Source organism: Pseudomonas sp. NFPP24, from assembly GCF_900112095.1.
Taxonomy (GTDB): Bacteria; Pseudomonadota; Gammaproteobacteria; order Pseudomonadales; family Pseudomonadaceae; genus Aquipseudomonas; species Aquipseudomonas extremorientalis.
The window spans coordinates 182,881-199,582 of sequence record NZ_FOKD01000008.1 but is presented as its reverse complement, the minus strand read 5'-3'; the positions used below and the strand labels follow the sequence as shown (position 1 = coordinate 199,582).

Genomic DNA, 16,702 nt, shown 5'->3' with positions numbered 1-16,702 from the left:
TCTCCTGCCAGGGGTCGACGCCCGTATCGGGGCGTCGACCGTAACCAACGGATCAGTCAGTCAGTTTTTCCGCCAGCGCCTTCACGCGCGCCAGGTCACCTTTGGCCACCTTGGCTACACCGGTGCCGTACTCCGGGTCGGCTTTGTAGAGGAACGACAGGATGATGTGTTTGCTCTCGTCATCGGTGGTGGCCAGCGAGCCGCCGAAGTTTTCGATCAAGTCCTGACGCTCTTTCTTGCTGTAGGAGCGGTACAAGTCACCCGCCTGCTTGAAGTTCTGCTCACGCTGGATCTTCGCCTGCTGGGTGCTGCCTGACAGCGCCGACTGGCTGTAGCGCGCGGTTTGCGGTTCTTCCCGTGGCAACAGGCGACTTGGCTGGTAGTTCACACCGGTGGTGGTCTTGCCGAAGTTCATCGCGCCGTCCTGGTTGCCGTTGTTGACGGTCACCCGTGGCGCGTTGATCGGCAGTTGCAGGGCATTGGCGCCCAGGCGGTACATCTGGGTGTCGGCGTAGGAGAACACCCGGCCTTGCAGCAGGCGATCTTCCGACGGCTCGATGCCCGGCACCAGGTTGGCCGGGGCCATGGCTACCTGCTCGGTTTCCTGGAACACGTTGGCCGGGTTGCGGTTCAACACCATTTGCCCGACTTTGCGCTCAGGCACGTTCGGCCAGATCTTGGTGGCGTCCAGCGGGTCGAAATCGAACTTGGCCAGGTCTTCAGGCTTGAGCACCTGCACGTACAGGTCCCACTTGGGGAAGTCGCCCTTGTTGATGTGGGTGACCAGGTCATTGGTCATGTGGCTGTAGTCGCGGCCCTGCACTTCGGTGACCTGCTTGGGATCGAGGTTCTTGATGCCTTGCAGGCTTTTCCAGTGGAACTTGACGTAGTGCACTTCACCCTTGGCGTTGATCAGCTTGTAGGCGTGCACACCGTTGCCGTCCATCTCCCGATAACTGGCCGGGGTGCCGGAGTCGGAGTACAACTCGGTCAGCGTACGGGTGGCTTCGGGCACGTGGGAGAAGAAGTCGAAGCGCCGCGAATCGTCATCCAGGTTGGTACGTGGGTCTGGCTTGAACGCGTGGACCATGTCAGGGAACTTGATGGCATCACGGATGAAGAACGTCGGGAAGTTGTTGCCCACCAAATCCCAATTGCCTTCGGCGGTATAGAACTTGGTGGCGAAACCGCGTGGGTCACGCAGGGTTTCCGGGGAGTGGTTGCCGTGGACCACGGCGGAGAAGCGCACGAACACCGGGGTGGCCTCGCCGGCGGCAAACACCTTGGCCTTGGTCAGGTCGCTGAGGCTATCAGTGACGGTAAAGGTGCCGTGGGCACCGGTACCACGGGCGTGTACAACGCGCTCGGGGATACGTTCGCGGTCGAAGCGCTGCAATTTCTGAATAAGCTGCACGTCCTGGAGTAGCACCGGGCCATTGGCGCCGGCGGTTTGCGAGTTCTGGTTGTCACCGACGGCGGCACCGTTGTCGCGGGTCAGGTTGGCGGCGTGTACAGACAGGGAAAGCAGGCTGGCGGTCACCAGTACCAGCGCGGATCGCGCGGTAACAGGCCCGCGGCTCATTGGATTCTTCATCGAGGTTTCCTCTGGTTTTTTTAGTGCACATTCAGTTGTGCTTGCCAGAGGCTAGTGACCCGCGAGTCAGAAGATAAATAGAAAAGCCATAACAACCCGATTGATAAAATAATCTGGTAAGTCGCTGATTTGGCGGGTATTTCGCGCGCGATTGATGGCACTTTGCAAACTAATTGCGTTTTAATGTGTCGATAAAAGCTAACAGTGTGAGCGGTTGTTTCAGGCAAGCCCTCTACGACTGACTTACACTGGGTACCACCCTTCTCATCTGTAACAAGGAATAACCTATGGGCGTGATCAGTGAGTTCAAGGCCTTCGCGGTCAAAGGTAATGTGGTCGACATGGCGGTCGGTATTATCATCGGCGCAGCCTTCGGCAAAATTGTTTCCTCGTTTGTAGGCGACGTGGTGATGCCGCCCATTGGTCTGTTGATCGGTGGCGTGGACTTCGGTGACCTGGCGATAACGCTAAAGGCTGCCCAAGGCGATGTGCCTGCGGTGGTCCTGGCATACGGCAAGTTCATCCAGAGCGTCATCGACTTTGTGATCATCGCGTTTGCGATCTTCATGGGCGTGAAGGCGATCAATCGCCTCAAACGTGAAGAGGCCGTGGCGCCAAGCCTGCCGCCGACGCCGACCAAGGAAGAAGTGCTGCTGGGTGAGATCCGCGATCTGCTCAAGGCACAGAACGACAAGCCGCTCTAATCGAGCCGGCACGAAAAGGCGCCTGTTTGAGGCGCCTTTTTTATTACCAGTAGTTCTCCACCGCCACCTGGCCAGGTCGCCGGCTCAAGCTGAGGTTCATATCGCGCAGCTTGAGCAGTTGGCGCGTGTCATCGACCATCTGCGGGTTGCCGCAAATCAGCACGCGGGAATGCTCCGGGGTCAGTTCGACGCCGGCCGCGCGCTCCAGTTCGCCATTTTCGATCAGCGTGGTGATGCGCCCATTCAATGCGCCGGGGTGTTGTTCGCGGGTAACAATGGGGATGTAGGTCAGTTTGTGCGCGTATTCGGTCAGGTATTCGCGCTCGCCCAACTCGTTGATCAGCTCTTGGTAAGCCAGCTCTCTGGCTTCCCGTGCGCTGTACACCAGGATGATGCGCTCGAATTTCTCCCAGACCTCGAAGTCTTGCAGGATCGACAAAAACGGCGCCACCCCGGTGCCGGTGCCAAGCATCCACAAATCCCGACCGTCGACGAAGCGGTTCAAGGTCAGGAACCCCGTGGCCTGGCGCTCCACCATCAAGGTATCGCCGACTCGCAGACGGCTCAGCTCGCTGGTGAACTCACCGTCCGGGACGACAATCGAGAAGAAATCCAGGTGCTCATCAAACGGCGAGGACACCAAGGAATACGCACGCCATACCGTGCTGCCATCCGCCTTGGTGACACCCAGACGTACAAACTGGCCCGCGGTAAAACGAAAGCCCGGATCGCGGGTGGTGCGCAGGGTAAACAGGCTGGGGGTCAGCGATTGCACGTCGAGCAAGATCTGGCGGGTAAATTTCTCAGCACTGGCCGTCATGGGGGGCTCCGTTCTACAGGTGCCCTAGTGTCGCTCAAAGTCGTGCGCGGAAACACCTACGATAGGGAGTGGCATCACACCAGTACGCAATGATGGCAAATTAATTTCACCTTCGATCAATTCGCTATTAGCTTTAAAAACTGCCTCATATAGCCGCTGTTAGTGGGTTGTTACAGGGGCTTCAACCCCCTAATAAATCGCGAGTTTCAAACTTGCCAATTGCTTGGCTAACTACCTTCCTGTGGAAAAATTCTTAAACCTTACAGCGCAAGAACGAAATTTTCCTCTCGCCATGTAGTACGTGTCCTACACTGATTTTCGTGCAACGTTGGGGATAAAGGACGTACCCCAAGTCACGGAGACCCCATGGAGATTTACCCATGCTTAACTGGCGAAATACACGACTCCACTCGCTCGAAGGTGAGGACGAGGTCACCAGCGTATTTGAAATGACCATCAACAAGGCCTACGAACTCGGTTTCCAATACTGTTCCTTCAAGATGAGTTCTCAACTCACCAACGGTGAAAACAAACCGGTGGAACTGACGAACTATCCAATTGAATGGAAAAATCTATACCACCAAGCGCACTACTTCGATGTAGACCCCGTAGTGAAACATTGTAGGGAGGGCGTGTTACCCCTTGTCTGGAAGGAGGAAACATTCAAAGACGTGCCCAGTCTTTGGTCTTTGGCCGCTACCTTGGAGGTACACAAGGCGTTGACCATCAGCGTGCATGATTTCCGGGGGGTCTTCAGCATGCTGACGTTGAGCCGTGGCAAAGGTGACATCAGCCCGGAAGAATTGTATGAAAAAGCAGGAATGGCGCTATGGCTTTGCCACGCCATGCATGCCGTGCTGGCGCAGAAGTTTGCCGAAAAACCCAGCGTCAACCCTGCAAGCAAATTGACCCCTAGGGAAACGGAAGTCCTTATGTGGTCTGGCATGGGCAAGACCGCAGCAGATATCGCCGCCATACTTTGTTTGTCCGAGCGTACGGTAGGCTTTCATGTCAGCAGTATCCTCAAGAAACTGGGCGTCAACAACAAAATCGCCGCCGTGCTTCGCGCCGCGCAGGCCGGGATTATTTAACCGGCCAAGAAACACCGCATGTAATCGCGCTGAAAAAAACGTAACATTTACCACCCACTCTGAGTGCTGAGCGACCCCTCCGGGGTGTCGCCCGTGGTTCACTCAGACGGTTCGGCAACCGCTGTCGAACACCCATCGTTTACCCAGAGTCTCCCCCGCCATGCCCCTGCTCGAAAGCCCCTTTGCCCAGCTCGATCTGATCCGCCAGCCAGAGCAACACAACGATCCGCTGCAAGCCTTCGATGCCGCCGACGAGTACCTGCTCAGCCACTTGGCGGAACAGCAGCCGACCGCACAAACCCGGGTGCTGGTGCTCAATGACAGCTTCGGCGCCCTTGCGGCCAGCCTTCAAGGCAACGTGCAACTGACCTCCAGTGGCGATTCGTTCCTGGCGGCGCAAGGCCTGGAAAAAAACCTGGTGCGCAACGGCAAGGCGTTTGACGCCGTTGCGTTCATCCCGGCCAGCCATATCCCCACCGGGCCGTTCGACCGGGTGCTGATCCGCGTACCCAAAACCCTGGCATTGCTGGAAGAACAACTGATTCGCTTGCAAGGCCAGCTGGCCCCAGGCGCCGAAGTGATCGCCGGGGCGATGATCAAGCATTTGCCACGGGCGGCGGGCGAGTTGCTGGAGCGTTACATTGGCCCGATGCACGCATCGCTCGCGGTAAAAAAGGCGCGATTGCTGATCGCCACCGTTGAAGATCGCCCTGCTGCCGTGTCGCCCTACCCCACCCGCTACACCCTGGACGCACCGGCTATCGAACTGCTGAACCACGCCAACGTGTTCTGCCGCGAAGGCCTGGACATCGGCACTCGCGCCTTCCTGCCCCACCTGCCGAAAAACCTGGGCAGCGCCCGCGTGGCAGACCTGGGTTGCGGCAACGGCGTACTGGCGATTGCCAGCGCCCTGCAAAACCCCGAAGCGCACTACACCTTGGTGGACGAGTCCTACATGGCGGTGCAATCGGCGGCCGAAAACTGGCAAGCCGCCCTAGGTGATCGCGATGTGGTCGTGCGTGCCGCCGACGGCCTGGCGGGGCAAGAGCCGCAATCCCTGGACGTGGTGCTGTGCAATCCACCGTTCCACCAGCAGCAGGTGGTCGGCGATTTCCTCGCCTGGCGCATGTTCCAACAGGCACGGGAAGCCCTGGTGGTGGGCGGCGCCCTTTATATCGTCGGCAACCGCCACCTCGGTTATCACACCAAGCTGGCGCGCCTGTTCCGGGGTGTCGAGCAAGTCGCCACCACGCCAAAATTCGTGATCCTCAAGGCGCGCAAATAAAAAAACCCTGCTTCTCTGGCGAAAAGCAGGGCTGGAAAGCCGGGCCGCAAAGCCCGGATCGGGATGTCAGTGGGTGGTCAGGCCAGCCGCACTCATAAACATGCGCATCAGGCTGGCCACGACGAACAGGGCCAGCACACTGCCCGTCCAGATCATCGCCAGCCACCCCAGGCGCCGCCACAACGGCTGCTTCTCGGCCTGTTCAATCTCGTGCAACGAAGGTTTGCCGGACATGGAACGCCCCTCCTAGTGGTAACCGTCTTCGTGGGTGACCTTGCCGCGGAACACGTAGTAGCTCCAGAAGGTATAGCCCAGGATGAACGGGATAATGAATAGCGTACCCACCAGCATGAAGCCCTGGCTCTGGGGCGGCGCGGCAGCGTCCCAGATCGACACCGATGGCGGAATGATGTTGGGCCACAGGCTGATACCCAAGCCGCTGTAGCCCAGGAAGATCAGCACCAGCGTCAGCAGGAACGGCGTGTAGTGCGCATTACGCGCCACGGCACGGAACAACCCGTACAGGGTCACCAGCACCAGGATCGGCACCGGCAGGAACCAGAACAGGTTCGGCAGGGTGAACCAGCGCGAGGCGATTTCCGGGTGCGTCAGCGGCGTCCAGATACTCACAATGCCGATCACCGCCAGCAAAACGAAGGCCAACGGTCGCGCCAGGTTGTGCATTTTTTCCTGAAGCGGGCCTTCGGTCTTCATGATCAACCAGGTGCAGCCGAGCAACGCGTAGGCCACGATCAGCGCCACGCCGCAGAACATCGTGAACGGCGTGAGCCAGTCCAGCGAACCGCCGGCAAACTGGCGGTTCACTACAGGGATGCCATCGATGAACGCGCCCAGCGCCACGCCCTGGAAGAACGTGGCGGCCAGTGAACCGCCGATAAAGGCCTTGTCCCATAGATGACGCTTGTGGTCCTTGGCCTTGAAGCGGAACTCGAAGGCCACACCGCGGAAGATCAGCCCGATCAGCATCAGGATCAGCGGCAGGTACAGCGCCGACAACACCACCGAATAGGCCAGCGGGAACGCACCGAACAACGCTGCGCCGCCCAGTACCAGCCAGGTTTCGTTACCGTCCCACACCGGGGCCACGGTGTTCATCATCACGTCACGGTCGGTCTTGCCCGGGATAAACGGAAACAGGATGCCGATACCCAGGTCGAAGCCGTCCATGACCACGTACATCATGATGCCGAAGATAATGATCACGGCCCAGATCAGCGGAAGATCAATACCCATCTCAATGCCCCTTGTGCTGGATGTGCGCGTGATCGTCGTCGCTGCCATCATCGGCGGCGGACAACGGACGGGCCGGTGTACGTTTCTGGCCCGGGCCACCATGGGTGGGCTCGCTGCCTTCGTGGGTCTGAGGCCCTTTGCGCACCAGGCGCATCATGTAGCCCAGGCCTGCGCCGAACAGCGCGAAGTACACCACCACGAACAACACCAGGGTGATGGTCATCTGCGCCAGGCTATGCCCGGAGGACGCGTCCGCCGTGCGCATCAGCCCGTAGACCACCCACGGCTGGCGGCCGATCTCGGTGGTGAACCAACCCGCAAGTATGGCGATCAGGCCGGACGGCCCCATCCACAACGCCAGGTACAGGAACGGTTTGGACGTGTACATCTTGTCGCCCCGGCGTAGCCAGAGGCTGAACAGGCCGGTGAAGATCATCAGGAAGCCCAGGCCGACCATGACCCGGAACGACCAGAACACGATGGTCGAGTTGGGGCGGTCTTCCGGTGGAAACTCCTTGAGGGCCGGCACTTGCTTATCCAGGGAGTGAGTGAGGATCAGGCTGCCCAGGTACGGGATCTCCACCGCGTACTTGGTTTTCTCGGCCTTCATGTCGGGCCAGCCAAACAGGATCAGCGGAGTCGGTTCGTTGCCGATGTTTTCCCAGTGGCCTTCAATCGCGGCGATTTTCGCCGGTTGGTGCTTCAGGGTGTTGAGGCCATGGAAATCACCGATCACCGCCTGGATGGGCGCAACGATCAGGGCCATCCACATCGCCATGGAGAGCATCTTGCGGATCGCCGGGTTGTCCTTGCCGCGCAGCAAGTGCCAGGCTGCCGAGGAGCCGACGAAGAACGCGGTGGCCACAAAGGCCGCCGTGGCCATGTGCGCCAGGCGATAGGGGAACGACGGGTTGAAGACCACGGCGAACCAGTCGGTCGGGATCACACGGCCATCGATGATTTCAAAACCCTGGGGCGTCTGCATCCAGCTGTTGGACGAAAGGATCCAGAACGTGGAAATCAACGTCCCCACGGCCACCATCACGGTGGAGAAGAAGTGCAGGTTGCGCCCGACCTTGTTCCAGCCGAACAGCATCACGCCGAGGAAACCGGCCTCGAGGAAGAACGCCGTGAGCACTTCGTACGTAAGCAGCGGGCCGGTGACGGCGCCGGCAAAGTCCGAGAAGCGGCTCCAGTTGGTGCCGAACTGGTAGGCCATGACCAGGCCGGACACCACGCCCATGCCGAAGTTGACGGCAAAGATCTTCGACCAGAAGTGGTAGAGATCGCGGTAGGTGTCGTTGTGGGTCTTGAGCCACAAGCCTTCCAGCACCGCGAGGTAACTGGCCAGGCCGATGGTGATCGCCGGGAACAGGATGTGGAACGAGATGGTGAACGCAAATTGAATTCGGGCGAGATCGAGCGCCTCCAAACCGAACATAAGTCTTCCTCTGTCAGGTAATACCGGCTGCTGGCGGGAGCCTGCACCCACTGCCCCCACGGATATGGAGTCTGGCGAATTTCGATTCGTTTCTTTTTTTAGCCAACCGCGTAGGGAATCTGGCCCGCAGGCCACCAGGCCGATGCCCGGGCGGGCATTGATCTGGATCAAGCATTGCTGAAAGAGTAGTCCCATTTTCAGGAATGAACTGTGTGGTCTTTTGCCGCGTGACAGACTGCCTCAGCTCAGTTGTTGCAACTATCTGTTACAACTTAATGATAATCTCGGCGCTTCCTTTGGCTCTGATCTGAATTCCCCGATGCCTAGTGAACCCGCGTTGCTGTTGCGTCACCACCGCCCTTTCATCGCGTTCTGGCTGGCGCGCATCTTCACCGCCAGCGGCTTCCAGATGCTCACCGTGGCCATCGGCTGGAACCTCTACCAACTGACCGGCAATGTGCTGGACCTGGGGCTGGTCGGCCTGGTGGAGTTCGTACCGCGCGTACTGTTCATGCTGCACACCGGGCATGTGGCCGATCGCTATGAGCGACGCAAGGTGGCCGCCATCTGCCAGACCGTGCAGGCGCTGATTGCCCTGAGCCTGGCCATCGGCGGCCTGACCGGCAACGTGACCCGCGAGATGATCTTTATCCTCGCCTTCCTGCTGGGTGCCGCGCGCTCGTTCGAAATGCCCACCACCCAGGCACTGCTGCCAAGCATCGTGCCCAGCGCGCTGTTCCCACGCGCCGTGGCCTCGTCGCAGTCGGCCCAGCAACTGGCGACCATTGTCGCGCCGGCGCTCGGCGGTTTGCTCTACGCGTTCGGCAGCGTGTGGGTGTATGGCCCTACCGTGGTGCTGTACCTCATTGCCTGCGTGCTGACCCTCAACCTGCCCGCCCGCCAGACCCCATTGAATAAAGGCAAGGCCACCCTGGATTCGCTGCTGGCCGGCATCCGGTTTATCCGCAGCCGCCCGGACATTCTCGGCGCCATTTCCCTCGACCTGTTCGCGGTGCTGCTGGGCGGTGCGACCGCGCTGTTGCCGGTGTTCGCCAAGGACATCCTGCTGACCGGCGCCTGGGGCCTGGGCCTGCTGCGCTCGGCGCCGGCGGTGGGGGCGTTGCTGATGTCGCTGTGGCTGGCGCGGTTCTCGGTGGACCGCCATGTGGGCCGCGTGATGTTCACCGCTGTCGGTGTGTTCGGCGTGGCGACCATCGCCTTCGGCCTGTCCACCTCCTTCTGGTTTTCCCTCGCGGTGCTGGTGGTGCTGGGGGCGGCGGACATGATCAGCATGGTCATCCGTGCGTCCTTCGTGCAGCTGGAAACCCCGGATGAAATGCGCGGTCGGGTCAGTGCGGTCAACGGCCTGTTTATCGGTGCGTCGAACCAGTTGGGCGAATTCGAATCCGGGATCACGGCCCACTGGTTCGGCACCGTGCCGGCCGTGGTCATGGGCGGGATCGGTACGCTGGTGATAACAGGCGTGTGGATCAAGCTGTTCCCGACCCTGGCCAACCGTGACCGCATGCACGTGCCGGTGGAAGAGCCTATTCAAAAAACCAGCGTATAACCCATGTGGGAGGGGGCTTGCCCCCGATAGCGCCATGTCAGTCACAGCATCGTTGACTGACCCCCCCCATCGGGGGCAAGCCCCCTCCCACACTTGATAACCAGTGCTGGCTAGAGCGTGTCAGAGCACCTTATCGAGGGTGATGGGAAATTCCCGCACCCGTTTGCCGGTGGCGTGATAAATCGCATTCGCCACCGCCGCCGCAACACCGACGATGCCGATCTCCCCCACGCCCTTGGACCCGAGGGCGTTGACGATCTCGTCATGCTCCTCGACAAACACCACGTCGATCTCGCCGATGTCCGCGTTCACCGGGATGTGGTACTCGGCCAGGCTGTGATTCATGAAGCGCCCCAACTGATGATCCGTCTGGGTTTCCTCATGCAGGGCCATGCCGATGCCCCACACCACCCCGCCGAGAATCTGGCTGCGGGCCATCTTGGGGTTGACCACGCGCCCGGCGGCAATCGCACTGACCACGCGGCTGACCTTGATGGTGCCCAGGTCTTCGTCGACCCGGACTTCCACAAACACCGCCGAATGGGTCGCGGTGCTATAGCCCTCGCGTTTTTTGTCGGGCTCGCTGTCGACCTGCACCTCCAGCGCGTCTTCGCCACTGTCCTTGACCAACTGCGCCAACGACACACTCACGTCACCGGTATGCAACTGGCCGTCTTCAAAGCGTACGGATTCGGCCTGCGTGAAGACCGGGTAAGTCTGCCGAGCAATGACCAGCAGTTTGCCGGTCAACGCTTCGCAGGCCTGCTGCACCGCCGTGCCCACCGAAGACACGGTAAACGAGCCGCCCTGCAGCGGTGCGGTAGGCAATGAGGAATCGCCCAACACAAAGACCACGTCCTCGACCGCCACGCCACTGGCCTGCGCCGCAATCTGGGTCATCACCGTGTAAGTGCCAGTGCCGATATCGGTGGTGGCGCTGCTGACCGTCAGCTTGCCCTGCGCGTCGATCCGCGCCTTGGCGCTGGCCTTCATCTGCATGGCTTCCCACACCCCGCCGGCCATGCCCCAGCCGATCAACTGGCGACCGTCGCGCATGCTGCGCGGTTCCGGATTGCGCTGGCTCCAGCCGAAACGCTCGGCACCTTCGCTGTAGCATTCGCGCAGGGCCTTGCTTGACCAGGGTTTGTCTTCGTTCTGGTTGCGCTCGGCGTAGTTGATCAGGCGCAGTTGCACCGGGTCGATTCCCAAGGCGCAGGCCAGTTCATCCATGGCGCACTCCAGGCCGATCACCCCGAGCGCTGCGCCAGGTGCGCGCATGTCCAGGGGCGTGAACACGTCCAGGGGCACCAGGTTGTAGGTCAGTTGCACGTTGTCGCAGTGATAGAGCATGCCGCTCCACTCCACCACATGTTCGCTGAAATCCTCGAAGCGCGAGGTCTGGCCGATAGCGGTGTGGCCCAGCGCGAGCAAACGACCGTCGGCGGCCGCGCCCATCTGCAAACGCTGCAAGGTGCGCGGGCGGTAGCCGAAGGTGAACATCTGTTGGCGAGTCAGGGTAACGCGCACCGAGCGTTTGAGCGCCAGGGACGCCATCACCGCCAGCGGCAATTGGTACTGCGGGCGCAAACCTGAGCCAAACGCGCCGCCGACGAACGCGGCAAAGATGCGCACCTGGTTTTTATCCAGGCCGAAGACTTTTTGCACATAGGCCTGGCAGTTCTGCGGGCCCTGGGTCTTGTCATGGATATGCAGGGTGCCGTCCGGCTGATACAGCACGGTGCTGGCGTGGGGCTCCATGGGGTTGTGGTGTTCGACGGGCGTGCTGTAGTGCAGGTCCAGGCTGACGGCGGCGCCGCTCCACTCGGCCTGGAAGTTGCCGCGCGGCTTGGGCGGGGTTTGCGGCGAGGCATAGGCCTGTTCCTGCATGGCCAGCAGGTCGGTTTCGAAGGCTTCGGTTGCGTACTCGATCTCCACCAGGGAGCCGGCATGCCGCGCCAATTCGAGGTTGTCGGCGATCACCAAGGCCAGGGGTTGGCCGCTGTACAGCACACGGTCGTTGTACAGCGGGCGGAACGGCGAGCCGTCGGCCGCATCGTCGTCCTGGAAAGCGTCGTCGTAGCTGGCGATTCTTGGCCGGTTGAGGTGATCAATTACCGCCACCACCCCCGGCAGCGCCAACGCCCTGGAAGCGTCGATACGCAGCACGCGGCCCTTGGCGACGGTACTGGACACCACGCTGCCATGCAGCAGGCCCTCCTCGGGAAACTCACCGGCGTAACGCGCCTGGCCGGTAACCTTGAGCAGACCGTCGACCCGGTCCAAGGGTTTGCCGATGGCAGTCATGGGCGTTCTCCTGCAACAGCGGCGTCACTCAGGGCACGAATGATGCCCCGGCGCGCCAACTTGATCTTGAAGCCGTTGTGTTCCAAGGGTTCTGCGTCTTGCAACAGGGCGTCGGCGGCTTGGCTGAAGGTTTCGCGGCTGACAACCTGGCCGATCAGCCCGGCTTCCACCGCGCGGTCGCGCCAGGGTTTGTGGGCCACGCCGCCGAGCGCCAGGCGCGCATCAATGATGCGGTCGCCGTCCAGCTCAAGGGCTGCAGCGACAGACACCAAGGCGAAGGCGTAAGAGGCGCGGTCGCGAATCTTCAGGTAGTTGCTATGGCTTGCCAGGTTGTCGGCAGGCAGTTCGATGGCGGTGATCAGTTCATCGTCGGCCAGCAGGTTGTCCCGTTGCGGCGTATCACCGGGCAGGCGGTGGAAGTCGGCGAACTCGATGATCCGCGCACCGCCACGGCCCTCGACATGCACCCGCGCCGCCAATGCCGCCAGGGCGACACACATGTCCGAAGGATGGGTAGCGACACACTGCTCACTGGCACCGAGGATCGCATGGATGCGGTTCAAGCCGGTGCGCGCCGGGCAGCCACTGCCGGGCTCGCGCTTGTTGCACGGTACCGTGGCGTCATAGAAGTAGTAGCAACGGGTGCGCTGCAACAGGTTGCCGCCGGTACTGGCCATATTGCGCAGCTGCGGCGAGGCACCGGCGAGGATGGCTTGGGAGAGCAACGGGTAACGCTGTTCGATCAACGGGTGCCAGGCCAGGTCGGCATTGCTCACCAGGGCGCCGATCAACAGTCCGCCACTGGACGTTTGCTGAATGTCATGCAGCGGCAGGCCGGTGATGTCGATGAGGTGTTCGGGGCGGCTGATGTTCTCTTTCATCAGGTCCAGCAGGTTGGTGCCGCCGGCGATAAAGCGCGATGCGGCGCTGCTGAGGTGCACGGCCTCCTGTACGCCGGTCGGCCTGCTGTAATGGAAGGGGTTCATGGTTTGCCCTCCAGGACTTCCTCGATGGCATCGCGGATATTGCTGTAGGCGCCGCAGCGGCACAGGTTGCCGCTCATCAGCTCCTGGATCTGCGCGGTGTCGTGGGCACGGCCTTCATTGGCCAGGCCCACGGCGGAACAGATCTGGCCGGGGGTGCAGTAGCCGCACTGGAAGGCGTCGTGCTTGATAAACGCCTGCTGCATCGGGTGCAGTTGGTCGCCGTCGGCCAGGCCTTCGATAGTGGTCAGCTCGGCGCCGTCGCACATCACCGCCAGGGTCAGGCAGGCATTGATCCGCTTGCCGTCGCGCAATACCGTGCAGGCGCCGCATTGGCCGTGGTCGCAGCCTTTTTTGCTACCGACAAGGTCAAGTTGCTCGCGCAGGAGGTCGAGCAGTGTGGTCCACGGCAATACATCCAGTTGGCGGTCCTGGCCGTTGAGGCTCAGGCGTATCGAGTGGCTGACGAACGGTTGGGCCGCCGCGCCATTGGGGGTTGCGCTCATAAACACCTCACGGGTTGGTGGACATCCGCGGCGTTCAGGGAAATCGCCGTCTCAGGGGTACGACTTCCCGGGGTAATGAGCGTTCAAGGTGATTGATCAGCGGATATTGAGCAGCGTCGTCAGGGTGTTCTGCGGGGGGTTGATCGAGGAATTGCTGTATTGGAACCAGCCCTGGGCCTGCACGTTCAGGTCAAATACATAGATGTAGCCCATCAGTGTGCCGGCCCCGTTGCAGGCCTCGCTGATGTTGCCGACCTGGCAGACCGCCGTGCGCTGCCCATTGAGCTCTGCGCCATCAAAGCGGCCCATGGGGTTGTTGCCCAGGCCGACTTCCATGACTGACACCTTGGTGGGCCCACGGTGCGTGCACATCTGCGTGCTTTGTGCGCGCTCGGGGATGGTTTCCGTGCACGCCGCCGATTCAACCTTGAACACGCGCACTTCGCTCAACGGCGGTGCAGTCGCGCCCCAGGCCGGTGCTGCGTCGAGCAACAGGCTGATACAGGGGATCAGGGCTAGACTCCACGGGCTGGCGTTTTTCATGTTGCAGATGACCTTGGTTTAAACGTCGGCGCAGTATGCCTCAAGGCCTCGGCTGCTGGTATGATGCGCCGCTTTTTCCGATCCTCTCTGAAACCAAAGGCGCTTGGCGCAGTTTGTGCTTTGACTTAGAGGTCAACAAATCACGACGCCACAGAGCGTCACAGGGAGCAGGCATGCTGGAAAAGCTGTTTCAACTCAAGGCACACAACACCAACGTGCGCACCGAGATCCTCGCGGGCATCACGACATTCCTGGCCATGGCCTACATCCTGTTCGTTAACCCGAGCATTCTCGGCGAGACCGGCATGGACAAGGGCGCGGTGTTCGTCGCGACCTGCCTGGCGGCCGCCATCGGCTCGACCGTGATGGGCCTGATCGCCAACTACCCGATCGCCCTCGCGCCGGGCATGGGCCTCAACGCCTTCTTTACCTACACCGTGGTGCTGCACATGGGCCACACCTGGCAGGTGGCGCTGGGTGCGGTGTTCATTTCGGCGGTGTTGTTCTTCCTGTTGTCGATCTTCCGTATCCGTGAGTGGATCATCAACGCCATCCCCCTGCCCCTGCGCTCGGCGATTGCCGCCGGTATCGGCCTGTTCCTGGCTTTGATCGCCCTGCACAACGCCGGCATCGTGGTCAGCAACCCGGCCACCATGGTGGGCCTGGGCGACTTGAAACAACCGGCACCAATTCTCGCCACCCTCGGTTTCGTGCTGATCGTGGCCCTGGAAGCCCTGGCCGTGCGCGGCGCGGTGCTGATCGGCATCCTGGCGGTGACCCTCGTGTCCATCCTGCTGGGCGTCACGCCTTTTGGCGGCGTCACGTCGATGCCACCGTCCCTGGCCCCGACCTTCCTGCAGCTGGATATCAAGGGCGCGCTGGATATCGGCCTGGTCAGCGTGATCTTCGCCTTCCTGTTCGTCGACCTGTTCGATAACTCCGGCACCCTGATCGGCGTGGCCAAGCGTGCCGGCCTGATGGGCAAGGATGGCCACATGCCAAAAATGGGCCGTGCGCTGATCGCCGACAGCACCGCCGCCATGGCCGGCTCCCTGCTCGGCACCTCGACCACCACCAGCTACATCGAGTCGGCGGCGGGCGTGAGCGCCGGCGGCCGCACCGGCTTGACCGCCATCGTGGTCGCGATCCTGTTCCTGCTGGCGTTGTTCTTCTCGCCACTGGCCGCCAGCGTCCCAGCCTTCGCCACCGCGCCGGCCCTGCTGTTCGTGGCAGTGCTGATGACCCAGGGCCTGGCCGAAATCGACTGGGACGACATTACCGTAGCAGCGCCGGTGGTGATCACCGCCCTGGCAATGCCTTTCACCTACTCCATCGCCAACGGCATCGCCTTCGGTTTCATCGCCTGGACCGCCATCAAGCTGCTTTCGGGCCGCTACCGTGAGCTGAACCCGGCGCTGGTGATTCTGTCGATTCTGTTCGTGATCAAGCTGGGCTGGTTCAACGCATGACTTTTGACGCCGCACGCTACACCGCTCAACTGCAAGACAAGGTCACGCGCTTGCGTGACCTGTTGGCACCGTTCGACGCGCCCGAGCCGCAGGTCTTCGACTCGCCGCTGCAGCACTTCCGCCTGCGCGCGGAGTTCCGCCTGTGGCGCGAAGGCGGTGAACGCCACTACGCGATGTTCTCCCAGGACGACAAGCGCACGCCGATCCTGATCGAAGAGTTCCCCATCGCCAGCCAGCGCATCAACCAATTGATGCCGCAGCTCAAGGCCGCCTGGCAAGCCAGTGCCGCCCTGAGCCACAAGCTGTTCCAGGTGGAGTTCCTCACCACCCTGGCCGGCGACGCGATGATCACCCTGTGCTATCACCGCCCGCTGGACGAGCACTGGCACACCGCCGCCAACCAGCTGGCTGCCGACTTGAATGTCAGCATCATCGGCCGCTCCAAGGGCAAGCGCGATGTGATCGGCCATGACTACGTGGTGGAAAAGCTCGAAGTCGGCGGGCGCACCTTCAGCTATCGCCAGCCCGAAGGTGCCTTCACCCAGCCCAACGGCACGGTGAACCAGAAGATGCTCAACTGGGCCTACGACGCCCTGGGCGATCGCCCGGATGATCTGCTGGAGTTGTACTGCGGCAACGGCAACTTCACCCTGCCCCTGGCGACGCGCGTGCGCAACGTGCTGGCTACCGAAATCAGCAAGACCTCGGTGAATGCGGCCCTGAGCAACCTCGATGAAAACGCGGTGGGTAACGTCACGCTGGTGCGTCTCTCTGCCGAAGAACTCACCGAAGCCCTCAACGAAGTGCGCCCGTTCCGCCGCCTGCACGGCATCGACCTGAAAAGCTACGAATTCGGCAGCGTGTTCGTCGACCCACCACGCGCCGGCATGGACCCGGACACCTGCGAACTGACCCGACGTTTCGACAACATCCTGTACATCTCCTGCAACCCGGAGACGTTGGCGGCGAACATCGCGCAACTGCATGACACGCATAAGATTACGAAATGCGCGATGTTTGACCAGTTTCCGTGGACGCACCACATGGAATCCGGGGTGTTGTTGACCCGCCGGTAATACTGCAGGACACCGAAGATCCAAAGGTGGGAGGGGCTTGCCCCCTCCCACATCGGAGCAAC

The 16,702-nt window shown here is 61.3% G+C and carries 15 protein-coding genes; 6 read left to right on the top strand and 9 right to left on the bottom strand.

Annotation, left to right across the window (positions count from 1 at the left end):
- Positions 1–52 precede the first annotated feature (52 nt).
- Positions 53–1,594, bottom strand: coding sequence for a catalase KatB (gene katB, locus BM026_RS18955; RefSeq protein ID WP_093529691.1), 1,542 nt, complete (start codon positions 1,592–1,594; stop codon positions 53–55).
- Positions 1,595–1,881: 287 nt separating this feature from the next.
- Here katB and mscL point away from each other — a divergent pair, with 287 nt between their 5' ends.
- On the top strand, positions 1,882–2,298 hold the full coding sequence (gene mscL / locus BM026_RS18950) for a large-conductance mechanosensitive channel protein MscL (RefSeq protein ID WP_071489958.1): 417 nt from the start codon (positions 1,882–1,884) through the stop codon (positions 2,296–2,298).
- Between the two features lie 43 nt (positions 2,299–2,341).
- On the opposite strand, the gene BM026_RS18945 is transcribed toward mscL, so the two are convergent.
- The gene (locus BM026_RS18945; protein WP_093125859.1) at positions 2,342–3,118 is read right to left on the bottom strand and encodes a ferredoxin--NADP reductase; all 777 of its coding nucleotides are present in this window, start codon (positions 3,116–3,118) and stop codon (positions 2,342–2,344) included.
- A gap of 380 nt (positions 3,119–3,498) precedes the next feature.
- Here BM026_RS18945 and BM026_RS18940 point away from each other — a divergent pair, with 380 nt between their 5' ends.
- Both BM026_RS18940 and BM026_RS18935 read left to right on the top strand, forming a co-directional pair.
- A complete protein-coding gene (locus BM026_RS18940) occupies positions 3,499–4,209 on the top strand; it encodes a helix-turn-helix transcriptional regulator (protein WP_092248284.1) in 711 nt (236 codons plus the stop codon).
- A gap of 160 nt (positions 4,210–4,369) precedes the next feature.
- Positions 4,370–5,494, top strand: coding sequence for a methyltransferase (locus tag BM026_RS18935; RefSeq protein WP_093529689.1), 1,125 nt, complete (start codon positions 4,370–4,372; stop codon positions 5,492–5,494).
- A 66-nt stretch (positions 5,495–5,560) separates the two neighbouring features.
- Here the strand turns inward: BM026_RS18935 and BM026_RS18930 are convergent, their stop codons facing one another.
- The 3 genes from BM026_RS18930 to BM026_RS18920 are packed head-to-tail and all read right to left on the bottom strand — an operon-like array spanning position 5,561 to position 8,189.
- Entirely contained in the window at positions 5,561–5,728 is a 168-nt protein-coding gene (locus BM026_RS18930) for a DUF2474 domain-containing protein (RefSeq protein WP_071489954.1), read from the bottom strand.
- 12 nt (positions 5,729–5,740) lie between these two features.
- On the bottom strand, positions 5,741–6,748 hold the full coding sequence (gene cydB / locus BM026_RS18925) for a cytochrome d ubiquinol oxidase subunit II (protein ID WP_092248277.1): 1,008 nt from the start codon (positions 6,746–6,748) through the stop codon (positions 5,741–5,743).
- A 1-nt stretch (position 6,749) separates the two neighbouring features.
- The gene (locus BM026_RS18920) at positions 6,750–8,189 is read right to left on the bottom strand and encodes a cytochrome ubiquinol oxidase subunit I (RefSeq protein ID WP_071489952.1); all 1,440 of its coding nucleotides are present in this window, start codon (positions 8,187–8,189) and stop codon (positions 6,750–6,752) included.
- A 319-nt stretch (positions 8,190–8,508) separates the two neighbouring features.
- Here BM026_RS18920 and BM026_RS18915 point away from each other — a divergent pair, with 319 nt between their 5' ends.
- Positions 8,509–9,759, top strand: coding sequence for an MFS transporter (locus tag BM026_RS18915; protein WP_093125849.1), 1,251 nt, complete (start codon positions 8,509–8,511; stop codon positions 9,757–9,759).
- 120 nt (positions 9,760–9,879) lie between these two features.
- Here BM026_RS18915 and BM026_RS18910 read toward each other — a convergent pair whose 3' ends face one another.
- The 4 genes from BM026_RS18910 to BM026_RS18895 all read right to left on the bottom strand — a co-directional run bounded on the left by BM026_RS18910 (position 9,880) and on the right by BM026_RS18895 (position 14,095).
- The gene (locus tag BM026_RS18910) at positions 9,880–12,063 is read right to left on the bottom strand and encodes a xanthine dehydrogenase family protein molybdopterin-binding subunit (RefSeq protein ID WP_093529687.1); all 2,184 of its coding nucleotides are present in this window, start codon (positions 12,061–12,063) and stop codon (positions 9,880–9,882) included.
- A complete protein-coding gene (locus BM026_RS18905; protein WP_092248269.1) occupies positions 12,060–13,049 on the bottom strand; it encodes an FAD binding domain-containing protein in 990 nt (329 codons plus the stop codon). Before BM026_RS18905 ends, BM026_RS18910 begins: the two co-directional genes overlap by 4 nt.
- A complete protein-coding gene (locus BM026_RS18900) occupies positions 13,046–13,552 on the bottom strand; it encodes a (2Fe-2S)-binding protein (protein ID WP_071493627.1) in 507 nt (168 codons plus the stop codon). Before BM026_RS18900 ends, BM026_RS18905 begins: the two co-directional genes overlap by 4 nt.
- A gap of 96 nt (positions 13,553–13,648) precedes the next feature.
- The gene (locus tag BM026_RS18895) at positions 13,649–14,095 is read right to left on the bottom strand and encodes a DUF4879 domain-containing protein (protein WP_093529685.1); all 447 of its coding nucleotides are present in this window, start codon (positions 14,093–14,095) and stop codon (positions 13,649–13,651) included.
- Between the two features lie 173 nt (positions 14,096–14,268).
- Here BM026_RS18895 and BM026_RS18890 point away from each other — a divergent pair, with 173 nt between their 5' ends.
- Positions 14,269–15,564, top strand: a complete 1,296-nt coding sequence (locus tag BM026_RS18890; RefSeq protein ID WP_058427718.1) for an NCS2 family permease — start codon at positions 14,269–14,271, stop codon at positions 15,562–15,564.
- Complete coding sequence (trmA, locus tag BM026_RS18885; RefSeq protein ID WP_093529683.1) at positions 15,561–16,640, top strand: tRNA (uridine(54)-C5)-methyltransferase TrmA; 1,080 nt, start codon at positions 15,561–15,563, stop codon at positions 16,638–16,640. The genes BM026_RS18890 and trmA overlap by 4 nt, the downstream gene beginning before the upstream one ends.
- Positions 16,641–16,702: the final 62 nt, after the last annotated feature.